This is a genomic window from Shewanella baltica (assembly GCF_900456975.1).
Classification (GTDB): Bacteria; Pseudomonadota; Gammaproteobacteria; order Enterobacterales; family Shewanellaceae; genus Shewanella; species Shewanella baltica.
The window spans coordinates 3578354-3595333 of the sequence record NZ_UGYM01000002.1; the positions used below are offsets into that span (position 1 = coordinate 3578354).

Genomic DNA, 16980 nt, shown 5'->3' on the forward strand with positions numbered 1-16980 from the left:
CAAGGACTGAGAGTCCAAACAGGTTAATGAGTGCTTTATCGTTTGCCTTTTGCTAACGCTAATAAAAGCGGATCTTAAGGTTTAACCATGCACTCAAATGCATCGCCAAAAAATTACATTAGGGCAACTCGCTGTAATTTCGATATAAATGGTAAAGTTATTTCAATTAAGCCGTCGAACCTGACCTTAGAACGTGCCAAGGATTTTGTGGATGAAACCCAGTAAACATCTGATTTTTGCTTTATTTGCACTCGCTATCAGCCAACCTACATTGGCCGCACCTCAGCCACTCGACCGCGTTGCGGTCCAAATTAACGACGGCATAGTGCTCGAAAGTGAAATCACTAACATGATTGACACTGTTAAAGCCAATGCCAAAACGGCAAACCAATCGTTACCTTCTGACAGTGCCCTGCGTACTCAGGTGATTGAACGTTTGATCTTGACCCGTTTACAACTGCAAATGGCAGATCGTATTGGCCTGCATATTGGTGACTTACAATTAGACCAAGCGATTGAAAACATCGCGCGCGAACAAAAAATGTCTGTGGCGCAGATGCAACAGAAAATTGAAAGCGAAGGGTTAAGCTTCAGCCAATACCGCGAGCAATTGCGCGAAGAAATCACCTTAGGTGAAATTCAGCGTATTCAAGTACAACGTCGTATTCAAGTGTCACCACAGGAAATTACTAGCCTAGTCAAACTCATCCAAGAACAAGGGATGAAAGATGTGGAATACCAAATTGGCCACATCCTGATTGACGTGCCAAATAATCCCACCAGTGAACAACTGGAATCCTCGAGCAAACGTGCCAATATCGTTTTGGAGCGTTTAAAGAGTGGTGAAGATTTCCGTCGTACCGCTATCGCATCTTCTTCGGGCCCTAAAGCACTCGAAGGCGGTATTTGGGACTACATGAACATCAACGAAATGCCAACCCTGTTCGCCGAAGTGATCAACGGTGCGAAAACGGGTGACATTATCGGCCCGATTAAGAGTGGTGCAGGTTTCCATATTATTAAAATCATGGATGCTCGCGGCCTACAAACCAAAGAAATTGAAGAAGTCAGAGCGCGCCACATTTTGCTCAAGCCATCGCCAATTTTGTCAGAAGATCGTGCTAAAGCCATGCTTGAGCAATTTCTGAAGCAAATTCGCTCAGGTGAAGCTAAGTTTGAAGACCTAGCGCGTCAATATTCTGAAGATCCAGGTTCAGCCACTAAAGGCGGCGAATTAGGTTGGGCAGAGCCAAGCATTTACGTGCCAGAGTTCGCTCAAACCCTTAACAGTTTAAAAACTGACCAGATCAGTGAGCCATTCCGTACCACTCACGGTTGGCACATTACCCAGTTAGAAGAACGCAGAAAAACCGATGCCACGGATCAGTTCAACAGTAACCGTGCGCACCAGTTGATCTTCCGTCGCAAATTTAACGAAGAACTGCAAAACTGGCTAGACGAAATGCGTTCAGACGCATACATTGAAATCTTCCAGCCAGAGACCAATCGAGGTTAATTCTAATTGAGCACTAAACGTATTGCCGTTACCCCTGGTGAACCCGCAGGTATTGGCCCCGATTTAGTCGTACAACTCGCTCAGCAGGCTTGGCCTGCTGAGTTAGTCGTTTGTGCGGATCCAGAATTATTAACCAGCCGTGCTAAACGACTCGGTTTGCAAGTGACTTTCCGCCCTTACCAGCCAAATCAAGCGCCTAAACCGCAAGAAGCGGGCACATTAACCATTGCCCCCTTCAAGCTAGTGAGCGAATCGATTTGCGGTCAGCTCGATGAACAAAACAGCACTTATGTAGTTGAAACCTTGCGTTATGCGGGCGAGAAAAACATGAGCGGCGAGTTTGATGCAGTCGTGACAGGTCCGGTACACAAAGGCATTATCAATCAAGCAGGTATTTCCTTTAGTGGCCATACTGAATTTTTTGCCCATCAAGCAAATTGCCCCGATGTGGTGATGATGCTGGCAACGCCGGGATTGCAAGTGGCACTCGTGACCACACATATTCCACTGGCCTATGTTGCAAAAGCGATAACGCGTCAACGCCTACAGCATATTATCAAGATTTTACATGCCGATCTCATCAGCAAATTTGGCATAGTTTCACCGAAAATTTATGTCTGTGGCCTCAATCCACACGCAGGTGAAGACGGCCATTTAGGGCGTGAAGAAATCGACGTGATTATTCCTGCACTCAACGAGTTGCGAGAAGAGTTCCAGATGAATATTGTCGGCCCATTACCCGCCGATACCCTGTTCCAACCTAAATATTTACAGGACGCCGATGTCGTCTTGGCCATGTACCATGACCAAGGACTTCCCGTTCTCAAGTCACAAGGATTTGGCAAATCGGTAAACATCACCTTAGGTTTACCCTATATTCGTACCTCGGTTGACCATGGTACGGCGCTCGATCTCGCGGGTACAGGCAAAGCCGATATTGGCAGCTTTGTGTGTGCTCTGAATAAAGCCATTGAGTTATCCTCAAAGAACTAAACGATTACATTATTAATGAGCAACAAAGTACATTTAGGCCACACGGCCAGAAAGCGTTTCGGACAAAACTTCCTTACCGACGGCAATGTGATTGACCGCATTGTGGGCGCAATTGCCCCCGATAATCACCATGTGATGGTCGAGATCGGCCCAGGCCTTGGTGCCTTAACCGAACCCGTAGCCGAAGCTGTAGATAACCTGACCGTCGTCGAACTTGACCGCGATCTAGTTGAACGCTTACATCATCACCCAGTCCTTAAAGATAAACTGACCATTCACCAAGGTGATGCACTGCAGTTTGATTTTGGTCAACTGAGTGTGCCAGGCAAAAAGATGAAAGTGTTTGGTAACTTACCTTACAACATTTCAACGCCGCTGATGTTCCACCTGTTCGAATTTGCCGAACAGATTGAAACCATGCACTTTATGCTGCAAAAAGAAGTGGTACTGCGTTTATCGGCAAGCCCAGGCTGTAAAGCCTATGGCCGTTTAACGGTCATGGCGCAATACTTCTGCCAAGTAGTTCCGGTTCTTGAAGTGCCGCCCCACAGCTTTACGCCCGCGCCTAAGGTCGACTCAGCAGTCGTACGCTTATTGCCATACGCTGTTAAGCCGTTCCCTTGCAAAGATGTGACCGTACTACGTCACCTTTGTACTACGGCGTTCAACATGCGTCGTAAGACTTTGCGTAATAACTTAAAGCACATGTTATCTGACGATGAGTTCGAGCAATTAGGGATTGACTCAAGTCAACGCCCAGAGCAGATTAGCGTGCAACAGTATGTTGCTATGGCTAACATGGTTTGCGATAAGAAAGCATAAATATGTCTGGGCACTTAGGTGCCCTTTAACCAGAGCCTAGGAACAAGAATGAGCGCATTGGACACCTCCATTCGGGTTGAAGTTAAAACTGAATATATAGAGCAGCAGTCCTCGCCCGAGGATGAAAAATACCTCTTCAGCTATACCATCACTATCATCAATTTAGGTGAGCAGGCGGCTAAACTCGAAACCCGTCACTGGATAATCACAGATGCCAATGGCAATACCAGTGAAGTCCAAGGCGCCGGAGTTGTCGGTGAAACACCAACCATAGCGCCAAATACCGCCTATCAATACACCAGTGGCACAGTGCTCGATACACCCCTTGGCATAATGCATGGCACTTATGGTATGGTCAGCGAATCGGGTGAGCATTTCCAAGCGACGATCCGTCCCTTCCGTTTAGCGACCCCAGGCTTACTACACTAATATCGTTAGGAAAGGGGTACTGTGGCGCATTATTTTGTTGGTGACATTCAAGGCTGTTTCGTTGAATTACAAAAATTACTCGCTAAGGTCGATTTTAATCCCTCCCGTGATGAACTCTGGGCTGTAGGTGATCTTGTTGCTCGCGGACCAGATTCCTTAGCTACACTACGTTTTTTTCGTTCTTTAGGTGATTCCGCTAAAACGGTTTTAGGCAATCACGATCTCCACTTAATGGCGTTACACGGCAAGCTCAAACGCGCTAAGCCCAGCGATAATTTAACTGAAATTCTTGAATCGCCCGATATTTCAGCCTCAATTGACTGGCTGAGACAGCAACCCCTAATGCGTGAATTACCCGAACACCAACTCATCATGAGTCATGCGGGTGTACCACCGCAGTGGTCGCTTGAAGTATTAAGAGAAGAAGCCGCACTCGTCAGTTGCGCACTCAAACAAGATGATTATCTTGAGGCACTGATAAGCCAAATGTATTCGGATAGCGCCGAACAATGGGACCCAAGTGCAATTGGCATAGAGCGCCTACGTTACTGCATCAACGCATTAACACGCATGCGCTACCTCTATGTCGATGGCCGACTCGATTTTGATTGTAAACAACCTCCTGAAAACTGTACTAATCCACAACTCAAACCTTGGTTTGAGTTTGCTTCGCCCCTGCGCCAGAGCCACACCTTGGTTTTCGGCCATTGGGCAGCACTGATGGGCAATGTCGGCGATAGTAAATTAAAGGCTTTAGATACAGGTTGTTGCTGGGGTGAACACTTAACCCTATGGCATCTTGAAAAAGACCAAAAAATTACGCAAAAAAAGTTAAAAAAGAGTTAAACTAAAACAGCTTAAAGTCGATAACAGACTGAGCCGCCTAACCCTGAAATCGCCCTGTTTTCATTTGGAAAAATATAATAAAAATCGGAGTATCCTATGAAATTTAACGTAGCCACCAGAGTGATTGGCGGTTTTGGTATTGTCACACTTTTGCTCGTGGTGCTAGGATTTACATCCTACTTAACCAACAACAGCCTAAAAGCAAGCTCGGCGATGATGCAAGAATTAAGCTTGCCCGCGCTTAAGTCGACCAATCACCTCAGTGAAACCTTGAGCGAGCAACAAAGACAAATCCTGATTGCCTATCACACACCTAAATCGGCCAATATTCCCAGTATTCGCAAAGTGTTCGATGATCATGGAACTCAGTTCAAAAACGAAATAGCTAACATCACCCAATTAGTGAAAAGCCAGCCAGAGCTTACCTCCTTAATCAGCCAATTAAGCGGTAGCTTCTCAAGCTTTGAACGAGACAGCCTTGCTATGATCGCCGAACGTGAAGCTTCATTAAGCAAGCAAGAACAGTTAGTTAATCTAAAGAAAAAACTCGAAAATGCCGCCGATGATGCCTCATCGGAACTGCTCGATATTGTTGATTTAGAAAGCAGTCAAAATCCCGATGAGCAGAGTCTGGCCGCGTCAGCCAGCGCGATTGATACTAGCCTCGGGAATATCATCACCACTATCGCAGACTTAGTCACCAATGAAGAAGACAGTAAGCACGAACTAATCTCTAAAGAACTTGACTACATTATCAGCGAAACCAAGAACAAACTTGAATATGTGAATCGTCACGGTCAAGGTATCGTCGAAGCGAATACCTTAAGTTCAGTCACTAAAGATATTGAAAAAGTTTTAGCGCTAGTTACCGGCCCGCAATCTATGTTACAGCTGAAGTCGAGCCAGCTTTCCCATGCTAAAGAAGCCGTGGTCAAACTCGGTATTATCGAAAAAGACGTGAAAGTCATTAACACGAACATGGATGATGTGAGTAATAACATCGAACTTGTTGCCGCCAACATGAGTAACGACACCATAGCTAAGATTGACTCTGCTAGCATACAAACAATGATTGTGGTGTTAGTTGCCATTATTGTCGCTGTTATTGTGAGTTTTGCTGTAGTGAACCCGCTCAAACGCTCACTCAGCCAAGTGAACAATGCCCTTAACGTCTTAGCCTCAGGCAACCTTACCCATAAGCTTGATGACTCTGGACACGATGAATTTGCAGAGCTGGCGAAAAACTGCAACCGTCTCGTCGATAGCTTACGCAGTTTGATTATCGGTATCTTGGATAGATCGAACCAACTGGCCGCGGCAGCTGAACAAACGTCGGCAATCACAGCGCAAACCACTTCGGGCATTCAAGAGCAAAAAAGCCAAGTGGACCAAGTGGCCACTGCAACCACAGAACTGAGCTCTAGCGCGCAGCAGGTGTCCTTAAGTGCTGATCAAGCCCTTGAGCAAATCAAGCAAGCCGACCAAGAAACTCAGCATATGCGAGCCATTGCCGAAGAGAACAAACTGACGATTTTGGCTTTAGCCGATGAAGTGGCCAAGGCAGGCGTTGTGATCAATAAAGTGCAGTCTGATAGCGCCTCAATTGGCTCAATTTTGGATGTGATCCGCGGCATTGCAGAGCAGACTAACCTACTCGCCCTTAACGCCGCCATTGAAGCTGCTAGAGCCGGTGAACAAGGTCGTGGCTTTGCGGTGGTTGCCGATGAAGTCCGTAGCTTAGCCTCACGCACTCAGGTATCGACCCGAGAGATCCAACAGATGATCGAAGTGTTGCAACAAGGTGCAGAGCAAGCCGTTGCCGCCATGGATATGGGACGTGCTCAGGCAAATGCCTGTGTTGAAAAAACTGAGCAAGCCAACATTGCCCTCGAAACCATTAGCCAGTCTGTGCATAAGGCCTATGACTCAGGCACTCATATCGCCCATGCAGCTCAAGAGCAGAATTTAGTGAGTCAGCAAGTGTCTGAGAAACTCGAGCATATTGCTGCCATTTCGGAAGAAACGGCCATCGGTGCAGATCAAACGGCTCAGTCTAGCCATCAAGTCGCCAAACTAGCCGAAGAACTTCAAGCCTCAGTCGGCGAATTTAGAGTCTAAATGTTAATTGCTAAAACCTTCTAAACCAAGGGTCGCTTAGCGGCCCTTTCTTTTGGGCCAAATTTACTTTCCCTATCATACCAATCACTCGGTCTGACCGACTTAGTGCAAATTAGGGCCATAAAAAATGCCGAACTTAAGTTCGGCATTTTTTCTGATTCAAGGCCAGACGTTTAATGCAAAGCGCTTAATGCTAGGCTCTTAACGCTAATGGCTTAAACCCATTGCTTAATACTCGTCGCCTAATATAACTAAGCTGCAAATAGAGCTAAAGTGCCGCTAGTTCGGTGCAACGAGTCCAGCTCAGCGATTACTCTTCTTCGCCGCCCGCAGCAGCGCCAAGACGCTCTTTCACTGCAGCAGTGATAGGGCTATCACCATGACCGTTTGCTTCAGCCCAAGCTTGGATAGTCATACCATCCGCTTCAGCGACACTCAGTTCCGTCACCGACAAACGTTTAGCCACAAACTCACCGGCATCGTTAGCACTCGCGCCGTAAGCGGTACGCAATAGACTTGCGCCATCGCAACTGATGCCACTGTAAATCTGACGTAGCTTAACGCGGCTTTCTTTTAATTTTTTACGTAGGCGGTTTTTATCGTTAGCTTTGACGTAATCGCAAATACTCGCGACAAGTGGATCAACGCCCGCAACAGCAGGGGTTGGTACAGTGATATAGCTAAATCCAATTAACGCAGCCAAGGCTACAGGCATAAGACGCATCCGATACTCCTTAATACTTTCTTATAGTTTTATTATCAATTTTGTATGGGCTGCATCTCGTCTCTCAAGGGTATTGACCTCTTGGCTTTAGCTCTCGTTCGAAATCTAGGATAACGAAATCGGCTATCTCTTCTTTCCGTGAAAACTAAATGTCCGATATGATGCAATACGTTAGATAAACTGACGCCCCATACACACAGGGTACACAACAGAGGCTGCAATTTAACATTTTTTTACCAAATTGATAAAGCGATATTCCAAACCATCCGCATTTATACTAGACAAAGATTCCGTTTCTTTCCAAGTTCCGTCATCCCAATGGGGGAAAAATGTATCGCCCTCAACCTCTAGCTTGATTTGCGTCAAATATAAGGTATCTGCGTAAGGTAATAACTCGGCATAAAGCTGTCCGCCACCAATCACCACTAACTCTTCACACTCGCCGGCGGCTTGTTTGGCTGCATCAAAAGAGGTCACACAAGTCACGCCCTCAATGACGAGATCCGTTTGACGTGAAATCACTATATTATGTCGACCAGGAAGGGGTCTACCAATGGACTCAAAGGTCTTACGCCCCATCACCACAGGCTTACCTAGGGTCATGGCTTTAAAGTGACGTAGATCTTCAGGAAGATGCCATGGCATTTTATTCTCTTTTCCGATGACTCGATTGTTTGCCATCGCGGCTATCATAGCAATGCGCATGCTCACTCCTGTTTTATTGAAATAGAATTATTGAATGACGGGGCGGGTTCTGAAATACAGCAAGCTCGGCATGGCCAGCCCCACAGCTAACGCCCCGAGAATAAAGACGGTTTTGAGGCCATTACTAATCACTTGCGCCGTCAGTTCAGGACTCACCTGAGACTGAGCAGTCAGTTGCACTAAGGCAATAACGGTATTAAAGGCATAAGTGCCTGGGATCATAGGAATAATAGCGGCGACAGCATACATTAAAGGTGGTGCTAAATGGCGTTTTCCAAACCCTATCGTAATAATCCCGACGATTGCAGCCGCGGCAAAGGTGGCCCACTCAATCGGTAAACCAAACTGTAGCATTAAGGTACGCGAGCTATGACCAATGGCTCCCGCTAAGGCGCAATAGGGAAGAAATCGTTTAGGAACATTAAACACCATAGCAAATCCCACGGCAGGAATTGCTGAGAAAAAAGCATCGTGCAGCAGCGTTATCAGTAGTTCCATCATAGGAAAATCCCGCCGATCTGCATCGCAATCGTAATGCCTATCACAGAAGAAACGGTCAGCAAGGTCGCATGGCCCCAACGGGAGATGCCGACATTCATATGCCCTTTCACCATGTCAGAAATCGCATTGATCATCGGAAAACCCGGCACCAGCATTAGCACACTCGCGGCCATAGCTGCTTTAGGCGTTTCACTCAATGCAAACACATAGCCAGTTTGAGCCAACATACTGGTGACGAAAGCCGTGACGGCAAAGTTAACCAATAAATTAAAATGCTGCTTAGCAATCGCTAAACGTACCGACATGCCCACAGCTGCGGCAAAAAAGGTAATCACACACGAGATAAGATCACCCTTAAAAAGGTGACAAAAACTGGCACAAGACAGGCCAATCATGAAGACAACTAAACTAGGAGGATAGGTTTTAGGCTCAATCCGCGCCAAACGTTTACGGACTTCGTTGGGGCCATACAGACCTTTTTCAGCTAATAAACAGATGCGTTGTAATTCACAAACTATGGTCATATTAATGCCATGCTCACGAATACGACGAGTCGTAGTGATACAGCGACCATGAACTAAACTGGTTAACACGAGGGAATTGGAGGAAATAGAGAGCTCTACGCTGGCAAGGCCTAAAGCCTGACCTAGACGCTGGCTGATTTCTTCAACTAAATCAGATTCTGCGCCGTAGGCCAGTAGCAGTTGTGCAGCACGCACAACTTGCCGAGTAATATCATTTTGAGTATCTGCGTACACGGAACTCTCAAAATTAAGACGGTAAGATTATCTCTGGTAAATAACTTCTACGTCGTAGTCGTCATCATCAAAGTCGTCGTCATCATCTTCATCAACATAGTCTTCATTTACAGAATCTAAGTTAGCTTGATGATAATTATCCCACTTGAACTCGACTTCACTGTCTGGGTCGATTTCATTGTCTTCTGGTGGCAAGCTCGCAATATAATCGAGGAGCTTTAATGCCAACTCATTAGTGCCGTCGCGGTTGTAGGCAGAAATAGTGTAAACGTCGCCTTCCCAACCCATTTCTTTAACGATGCGATCAACCTTTTGTTGCAGCTCTTCTTCAAGCAGCAAATCGGTTTTGTTAAAGACTAACCAACGTGGCTTGCTCGCCAACTTTGGAGAGTACTTCTCAAGCTCACCAACGATAGCGCGCGCAGACTCAACCGGATCGGTTCCGTCAATAGGCTCAATGTCGATGATGTGCAGTAGAATACGACAACGCTCAAGATGCTTTAAGAAGCGAATACCTAAACCAGCACCATCGGCTGCGCCTTCGATAAGACCTGGAATATCCGCGATCACAAAGCTTTGACCAGGACGTGGATTAACCACACCTAAGTTAGGCACTAGTGTTGTAAACGGATAATCAGCCACTTTCGGCGTTGCACGGGAAACCGCACGAATGAATGTCGACTTACCCGCGTTAGGCATGCCAAGCAAACCAACGTCAGCCAGCAGTAACAACTCTAATTTAAGGCTACGAACTTCACCAGGTGTTCCTAACGTCTTTTGACGTGGGGCACGGTTAGTACTGCTCTTAAAACGGGTGTTACCTAAACCATGGAAACCACCTTTGGCAACCAATAGCTTTTGACCGTGGGTCGTTAAATCCCCAAGGACTTCTTCAGTATCATGATCGACCGCGCGAGTACCAACAGGAACTTTTAAGATCAAATCTTTACCGCTGTGACCGGTACAATCACGGCCACGACCATTTTCGCCACGTTCAGCCATGTGAAAACGTTCAAAACGGAACTCGATCAAAGTGTTGAAGTTTTCGTCAGCTTGCAGGAAAACACTGCCGCCGTCGCCACCATCACCACCATCAGGACCACCATCAGGTACATACTTTTCGCGCCTAAAGCTAACACAACCGCTACCGCCGTCGCCTGCTTCGACCCTAATTACTGCCTCATCGACAAACTTCATACTTACTCCTGGCACCACTGAATGAAGCAATTATACCGTCTAACTTCATTGGTCGCCAAAAAACTCGAGATACTTTGCTCCCAATCTTACCTGTCAATGCTCATTCTTGGTAATCATTTACCAACTCAAGCATCTACACGGCGTAAATAGAAGCACAAAAAACAGAAAGCCCCACCAATGGCGGGGCTTTAACAGTATAAGCTAGGTTCGAAAATTAAGCTTCGATGCTAATAAACTTACGGTTATTAGCGCCTTTAACTTCGAATTTCACTTTACCGTCAGTCAGAGCAAACAGAGTATGGTCACGACCAATACCTACGTTTACACCAGCGTGGAATTTAGTACCACGTTGACGAACGATAATGTTACCAGCTAGAACTGATTCACCGCCAAAGCGCTTAACACCTAGACGTTTACTTTCTGAATCGCGGCCGTTACGAGTAGAACCGCCAGCTTTTTTATGTGCCATGAGTTAGACTCCTATTATGCGTTGATAGCAGTAATTTTAACTTCAGTGAACCACTGACGGTGGCCCATTTTCTTGTCGTGATGCTTACGACGACGGAACTTAACGATAGTTACTTTATCGCCACGACCGTGACTTACAACTTCAGCAACGACTTTACCGCCAGCTACTAAAGGAGCACCAACATGCACTGTTTCGCCATCAGCGATCAAAAGAACTTGATCGAATTCGATAGTTTCGCCAGTTGCAACTTCTAACTTTTCTAAACGAACAGTGTGGCCTTCGGCTACACGGTGTTGTTTACCACCACTTTGAAAAACAGCGTACATAGCTATTTTACTCCAATTCCTAACACGCGGGCTCATTCTTGGATGAGGCAGGGTGCTATAAAAACTTTATTGACAATGGGCGCGGAGTTTACGCGAAGAATCTAACTCTGGCAAGCCCTAATTAGGAAAGAATAAAAAAAGACCGGATTAACTCTCACATTAGTTGAGCTAGTGCTGTCATATGTCAGAATTTTAGGTAAAATTCATTTCATTATAACACGTGAGCCTAAACAGGGGCCGGTACGTAATGACCCCACAACCAGAGTCTACTATGGATTTAAACGCTATTCGTCAACTGGCTGACACTGATATGCAAGCAGTCAATCAGCTGATATATAAACAGCTTGAATCAGATGTCGCCCTAATTAATCAATTAGGTTTTTACATTATTAATGGTGGTGGTAAACGTCTTCGTCCTCTGCTGTCGGTATTAGCCGCACGTGCGGTGAGCTACGAAGGCGAAGCGCATCTTAAGCTAGCGGCGATTATTGAGTTTATCCATACGGCCTCATTGCTCCACGATGATGTAGTTGATGAATCGACATTGCGCCGCGGACGAGAAACCGCCAACGCACTGTTCGGCAATAGCGCCAGCGTGCTGGTCGGGGATTTTCTTTATACCCGTTCATTCCAGATGATGACTGAACTCGACAGCATGAAAGTGCTCAGAGTGTTAGCGGATACCACGAACGTGTTGGCCGAGGGCGAAGTCTTACAACTGATGAATTGCAACGATCCTGATACCACAGAAGAAAGCTATATGCGGGTCATTTATTGTAAAACAGCTAAGTTGTTTGAAGCGGCTACTCTGCTTGCGGGTGTGTTAGCGGGTGCGACGCCAGAGCAAGAAACCGCCTTAGGTAACTATGGTAAGTATCTTGGTACCGCCTTCCAGCTTACCGACGATTTACTCGACTATACCGCCGACAGTGATGAGCTAGGCAAGAACATAGGTGATGACCTTGCTGAAGGTAAACCAACTCTGCCACTCATCTATGCCATTGCCCATGGCACAGACGAAGAGAAACACCTCATACGTCAAGCAATTGAGCAAGGCGATGGTACACAGGCCATAGATAAAATAGTGGCAGCACTGCACCATTGCGGCGCGTTAAACTACACCCAGCAAAAAGCGATTGAAGAATCAGAGAAAGCCATCGAGGCATTATCGATTCTACCCGACAGCGACTACAAGCAAGCCTTAGTTGCGCTAGCTAAGATTTCGGTCGACCGTAATCATTGATTACTCGCTAATTCATTTTTAGCCCAAAGAAAAGGTCTTACTCAGTAAGACCTTTTTTATTGCCTCAAACCCGCAACCCTAAGATTAAACCTGCCAGCGGATCGGCGCCTCGCCCCGCTCAAGTAATAATTGATTCACTTGAGAAAAATGCCCACAGCCAAAAAAACCCCGATAGGCCGATAAAGGTGAAGGATGCGGCCCAGTAAGCACTTGATGTTGCGGTGCGTTAATCACTTGACCTTTTTTGATGGCATGACTGCCCCAAAGCACGAAGATAATCGGCTGAGTCTGGCGATTTAATAATTCCAGCACGGCAGTCGTAAACACTTCCCAACCCGCTTTGGCATGGGAGTGCGCCTTGCCTTGCTCAACGGTCAGCACCGTATTGAGCATTAATATCCCCTGCTCCGCCCATGCGGATAAATCCCCGTGGGATGGAATGGTAAAGCCATCAATATCTGTCGCTAATTCCTTGTACATATTGGCTAAGGAAGGCGGCGGTTTAATACCGCGTTTGACCGAAAAGCATAAACCATGGGCTTGATCTGGGCCGTGATAGGGATCTTGGCCAATCAATACCACTTTAACCTTTTCAAGCGGAGTCATAGTAAAAGCATTAAAAACATCGGCTTCGGGGGGATAAACCACTTTCCCAGCCCTACGTTCATTGTCTACAAATGCACTTAGTTGCTGAAAATAAGGCAAAGCCCTTTGCTCATCGATAAATGTTTGCCATGTCGCCTGAGTCACGATTTTACTTCCTCAATCCTATTATCGGGTTAGCTTAAAAGCCCTGCTGTAGAATGGCAAGTTTGAAGGTTATGCTTGTCGATAAGTGATAAGGCTATGTTTGCAGTGTTTCGCTTTAAGACTTTCAATTTAAAACATTCGAATTTAAATGCTATAGTGCGCCCATTCTCGCACTGTCTAATACGCCATGATGATCCAACATTCTGATAAATTGATACAACGACATCAAACGGGTTTCACCTTAATAGAGCTTGTGGTGGTCATCATAGTGCTCGGTATTTTAGCGGTAGTGGCCCTGCCAAAATTTATCAATGTGCAGCAAGATGCGCAAATCGCCACAGTCAAAGCCGCAGGCGGTGGCTTTAAGTCAGCCATTAATCTGGCCCGCTCCGTTTGGGCGGTAAAAGTGGGCTCAGGTCCAAAAGAAGACTTACCCGTATTTGGCACTGCGCAATCTGAACAAGTGGATTTTAACGCCTTCGGCTGGCCTGCACAGCACTATATCTTTGGTAATGAAGCCTCACCGTCGCTTGATAATGTCGAAGACTGTATCTCAGTATGGGAAGTATTATTCCAAAATACCCAACCGAGTGTCTCGCGCTTAAATGTTGATGCGACAGAAACCGACTACAAAGCCAGTTATACCAATCCTGGCAAGTGCACTTATTTCTATCGAACAAACGACAAACTCTCGATCAGTTATGACTCCCAAACCGGAGTCGTCATTACCGACACAGATCCCAATAGTTAATGCCTGACGATTCCTTCTTACGTCAATTAAGTTAGAATCGAACTTTAATCTGTTACTTTTAGAGTGAACGCCATGACCGACACGAGCAACACCACCATTTACGAACTTGCCGATCAGTTTATTGCCTTAGCCAATCAGCTAAGTCAACAAGAAGCAGATGTAGGTAAAGTGGGCACAGCACTCCGTTTTGCCGCGGCACGTTTTAACGCCTTCGAAGCCGCAATTAAATCAGCGGATCTCGGCGCCGAGAAAGAAAGTGCATTAGAATGGTTTAGCAGTGAATTCAAAGAAATGCTGAGTGACAACTTAGACGATCACATCGCGAATCCGCCAATTCTCCAAGAAGCGGTGGCAGAACAAGCCGACAATTCAGTGCAAATGTTTAAAGGCTAAGCACGCCCTTCATGCATCGCGATAACATAAAAAAACGCCATCGATTGATGGCGTTTTTGTTTGTTGAAACAAATTACCTGCAATAAATAATTAAAGCGTATATACCACGCGGATCGCTAGCAGTATCAATACCACGCCAGACAACTTATCAATTAACCCAGCCTTTTCCCGTAACTTAGGCAACACGCTTGAGTGGGACAACAACAAAGCAATAAGCGTATACCAAAGACCATCGACCACTAATGGGGTAAAAACGATTAAGGCTTTAGCTGTCATGCTGTCGGCCACCATCACGAATTGGCTGAATAATGCGAGGAAAAATAGCATGATTTTAGGATTGAATAAGGAAATGGCGATACCATCACGGGCTGCGGTCAAGGTATCTGTCGCCTCCCCTGCGGCCAATTTAGCTTGCATACCGCCCTTGGAACGCAGCGCCTGAACTCCCATCCAAGCCAGATACAAAGCACCGAGAATCGCAATGCCATTAAAGACTAAGGGCGCCTTTTTAAGTACGACGGCTAAGCCAAGTAACGTCACCAACGCATAAATCCCAATGCCTATTGAATGTGCCCACGCACACACTATGCCCTTGCCCCGTCCACCGCCTAAGGTATGGCGCACCACCATAGCTAAACTTGGGCCCGGCGACATAGCCCCCAAACAACAAATAGCCAATAAACCTAACCAAGTACTAAAACTCATTGAACACACCTTACGCCGAATAAAAAGGCCCCATTGATGTAGATAAACTCTGGGGCCTTAACTTGTTTGCTATTCTAGCATCGCGCCATTAAGGCGTTAACGCTAATCAATCCGTTTGTCGATAAATTAACGGCTATTTAGGCTGATAAAAAGCACGGATATCCTTCACTAACTGGGTTAAGGATTCGGGCTCAACGTACATCATGTGCCCCGCTTTATAGTAATGCATACTCACACGACTATTATCTATGCCGTTATCGGCAAAGGTATTTTCGGTGGCAAAAAATGGTGTCGCAAAGTCAAAGTAACCGTTGCCGACAAAAATCCGCAGATCTTTGTTCTCACGTTGCGCTTGGCCAAGATAAGGGGCGACGTTGACATAGTGCATCTGCTTACCGCTGATATTCCAGTTCCAACTCCGGTTCACATCAACGGAGAGGACGTTGAAAGGACGGGATAAGGTCACGCCCAAATCGTCATACAGATATTGATGCATGGCAGCCGTATAAGCGCCATCAATCCCATAACCTGATGGATCATCGTCGGTTGAGTCGCCGCCACTGTCGTAGTCTTTACCTGTGTAGCGGCTGTCTAAGCGTCCTATCGTCAAATCTTGCTCTCTGAGCAGCTCCTTAGTGTATCGACTGGCGCTCACGCGCAAATTAACACGATCTAAATAGTGCTCACTTAAACCCGTAAAGCGCGCCAAGCTTTGACGTACAGCTTGATATGCCTCGGGTGTTAAGCGGCTGCCTTGCAACAACGCGAGGGCATAATCTTTGATCGCAAACTGGCGCGCTTCCTCAATAAAAGCCTCCAGCCCTAAAGCTTTATCCGCAGCGCTGACTTTATTATGGTAAAAAGCCGTTGCCGCCATCGTCGGTAAAAAACCAATGTATGGCAGGTTGTTACCCGGCTGGTAGCGGGCATGACTAAAATCGAGAATGGATGAAATCAGCATAATTCCATTGACCGAAATGTCGGTCCAACCGCCCTGCAATTCATTCACAAGTGCTGCCGCGCGGGTAGTACCGTAACTCTCGCCGGCCAAATATTTAGGGGAGTTCCAACGTTTATGCTCAATCAACCAGCGGCGAATAAACTCGGCAATCGACTGGGCATCTTCTTTCACGCCCCAAAAATCCGCACCTTTTTTATCGCCCAAAGCGCGGCTAAAGCCAGTACCTACGGGATCGATGAACACAAGATCGGACTCATCGAGCATAGAGTAGTCGTTTGATTCAATGCGATAAGGTGCTGCGCCATCGTCCTTTGCATCCGGCACCACCACACGTTTAGGGCCAAATAAGCCCATGTGTAACCAGAGCGATGCCGAGCCCGGACCGCCGTTAAAAATAAAGGTTACGGGGCGTTTGTTGCTGTCTTTAACATCGTCACGTAAATAGGTAATAGAGAAAATACTCGCCAGCGGTTCGTCTTTATCATCCTTTAAAATAGTCTCGCCACTGATCGCTTGATAACTGACTTTTTGCCCTTGAATCGTCATCTTATGCTCGGTTTTAACCACCTCAGGGACAAGCTTGTCGGCTTTATCTTCGGCCTTTTTGGCGGGTTCGGCATAGCTAAGGCTCGAGCAGAATACGATCAACGGCAACACGAATAATGACCAAAGCGGCCTAGCCGACGAGCGTCGACGCGATAGTAAAGGTGTCATCTTATTTCCTTTTATTTTTGTTATAGCGGTAACTATCATCTTGCCCAGCTTACAAAGAC

Annotated in this window: 19 protein-coding genes; 9 read left to right on the forward strand and 10 right to left on the reverse strand. The window is 46.4% G+C overall.

Annotated features, from left to right (window positions below):
- The first annotated feature begins 211 nt into the window (after window positions 1-211).
- The 6 genes from surA (at window position 212) to DYH48_RS16050 (ending at window position 6724) form a co-directional block, all read left to right on the forward strand.
- A complete protein-coding gene (gene surA, locus DYH48_RS16025) occupies window positions 212-1516 on the forward strand; it encodes a peptidylprolyl isomerase SurA (RefSeq protein ID WP_006085822.1) in 1305 nt (434 codons plus the stop codon).
- A gap of 6 nt (window positions 1517-1522) precedes the next feature.
- Window positions 1523-2509 (forward strand): 4-hydroxythreonine-4-phosphate dehydrogenase PdxA, encoded by a 987-nt coding sequence (gene pdxA / locus DYH48_RS16030; protein WP_011846028.1) that lies wholly within the window; start codon window positions 1523-1525, stop codon window positions 2507-2509.
- Between the two features lie 15 nt (window positions 2510-2524).
- Window positions 2525-3331 (forward strand): 16S rRNA (adenine(1518)-N(6)/adenine(1519)-N(6))-dimethyltransferase RsmA, encoded by an 807-nt coding sequence (gene rsmA / locus DYH48_RS16035; protein WP_006085825.1) that lies wholly within the window; start codon window positions 2525-2527, stop codon window positions 3329-3331.
- A gap of 48 nt (window positions 3332-3379) precedes the next feature.
- A complete protein-coding gene (gene apaG / locus DYH48_RS16040) occupies window positions 3380-3760 on the forward strand; it encodes a Co2+/Mg2+ efflux facilitator ApaG/CorD (protein ID WP_006080538.1) in 381 nt (126 codons plus the stop codon).
- Between the two features lie 21 nt (window positions 3761-3781).
- Window positions 3782-4606 (forward strand): symmetrical bis(5'-nucleosyl)-tetraphosphatase, encoded by an 825-nt coding sequence (locus DYH48_RS16045; RefSeq protein ID WP_115335328.1) that lies wholly within the window; start codon window positions 3782-3784, stop codon window positions 4604-4606.
- A 96-nt stretch (window positions 4607-4702) separates the two neighbouring features.
- On the forward strand, window positions 4703-6724 hold the full coding sequence (locus DYH48_RS16050; RefSeq protein ID WP_006085828.1) for a methyl-accepting chemotaxis protein: 2022 nt from the start codon (window positions 4703-4705) through the stop codon (window positions 6722-6724).
- 310 nt (window positions 6725-7034) lie between these two features.
- Here DYH48_RS16050 and DYH48_RS16055 read toward each other — a convergent pair whose 3' ends face one another.
- The 7 genes from DYH48_RS16055 to rplU form a co-directional block, all read right to left on the reverse strand.
- On the reverse strand, window positions 7035-7448 hold the full coding sequence (locus DYH48_RS16055) for a DUF3718 domain-containing protein (protein ID WP_006080534.1): 414 nt from the start codon (window positions 7446-7448) through the stop codon (window positions 7035-7037).
- Between the two features lie 222 nt (window positions 7449-7670).
- Window positions 7671-8153: a type 3 dihydrofolate reductase gene (gene folA / locus DYH48_RS16060; protein WP_006085830.1), complete on the reverse strand. Its 483-nt coding sequence runs from the start codon at window positions 8151-8153 to the stop codon at window positions 7671-7673.
- Between the two features lie 27 nt (window positions 8154-8180).
- On the reverse strand, window positions 8181-8654 hold the full coding sequence (locus DYH48_RS16065) for a threonine/serine exporter family protein (protein ID WP_006080531.1): 474 nt from the start codon (window positions 8652-8654) through the stop codon (window positions 8181-8183).
- Complete coding sequence (locus tag DYH48_RS16070; RefSeq protein ID WP_012588377.1) at window positions 8651-9412, reverse strand: threonine/serine exporter family protein; 762 nt, start codon at window positions 9410-9412, stop codon at window positions 8651-8653. Before DYH48_RS16070 ends, DYH48_RS16065 begins: the two co-directional genes overlap by 4 nt.
- Before the next feature lie 27 nt (window positions 9413-9439).
- The gene (gene cgtA / locus DYH48_RS16075) at window positions 9440-10609 is read right to left on the reverse strand and encodes an Obg family GTPase CgtA (RefSeq protein ID WP_006080528.1); all 1170 of its coding nucleotides are present in this window, start codon (window positions 10607-10609) and stop codon (window positions 9440-9442) included.
- Window positions 10610-10823: 214 nt separating this feature from the next.
- Entirely contained in the window at window positions 10824-11078 is a 255-nt protein-coding gene (gene rpmA, locus DYH48_RS16080) for a 50S ribosomal protein L27 (protein ID WP_006080527.1), read from the reverse strand.
- Window positions 11079-11092: 14 nt separating this feature from the next.
- Window positions 11093-11404 (reverse strand): 50S ribosomal protein L21, encoded by a 312-nt coding sequence (gene rplU / locus DYH48_RS16085; protein ID WP_006080526.1) that lies wholly within the window; start codon window positions 11402-11404, stop codon window positions 11093-11095.
- A 271-nt stretch (window positions 11405-11675) separates the two neighbouring features.
- Between rplU and ispB the strand changes: the two genes are divergently transcribed.
- On the forward strand, window positions 11676-12647 hold the full coding sequence (gene ispB / locus DYH48_RS16090) for an octaprenyl diphosphate synthase (protein WP_037391117.1): 972 nt from the start codon (window positions 11676-11678) through the stop codon (window positions 12645-12647).
- An 84-nt stretch (window positions 12648-12731) separates the two neighbouring features.
- On the opposite strand, the gene ung is transcribed toward ispB, so the two are convergent.
- Complete coding sequence (ung, locus tag DYH48_RS16095) at window positions 12732-13397, reverse strand: uracil-DNA glycosylase (protein ID WP_115335329.1); 666 nt, start codon at window positions 13395-13397, stop codon at window positions 12732-12734.
- Between the two features lie 187 nt (window positions 13398-13584).
- Here ung and DYH48_RS16100 point away from each other — a divergent pair, with 187 nt between their 5' ends.
- Both DYH48_RS16100 and DYH48_RS16105 read left to right on the forward strand, forming a co-directional pair.
- Window positions 13585-14148 (forward strand): prepilin-type N-terminal cleavage/methylation domain-containing protein, encoded by a 564-nt coding sequence (locus tag DYH48_RS16100; protein ID WP_012088469.1) that lies wholly within the window; start codon window positions 13585-13587, stop codon window positions 14146-14148.
- Window positions 14149-14220: 72 nt separating this feature from the next.
- Window positions 14221-14541: a DUF3144 domain-containing protein gene (locus tag DYH48_RS16105; protein ID WP_006080519.1), complete on the forward strand. Its 321-nt coding sequence runs from the start codon at window positions 14221-14223 to the stop codon at window positions 14539-14541.
- 90 nt (window positions 14542-14631) lie between these two features.
- Here DYH48_RS16105 and DYH48_RS16110 read toward each other — a convergent pair whose 3' ends face one another.
- On the reverse strand, window positions 14632-15246 hold the full coding sequence (locus DYH48_RS16110; protein ID WP_006085833.1) for a LysE family translocator: 615 nt from the start codon (window positions 15244-15246) through the stop codon (window positions 14632-14634).
- Window positions 15247-15379: 133 nt separating this feature from the next.
- Entirely contained in the window at window positions 15380-16921 is a 1542-nt protein-coding gene (locus DYH48_RS16115; protein WP_115335330.1) for a S10 family peptidase, read from the reverse strand.
- Window positions 16922-16980: the final 59 nt, after the last annotated feature.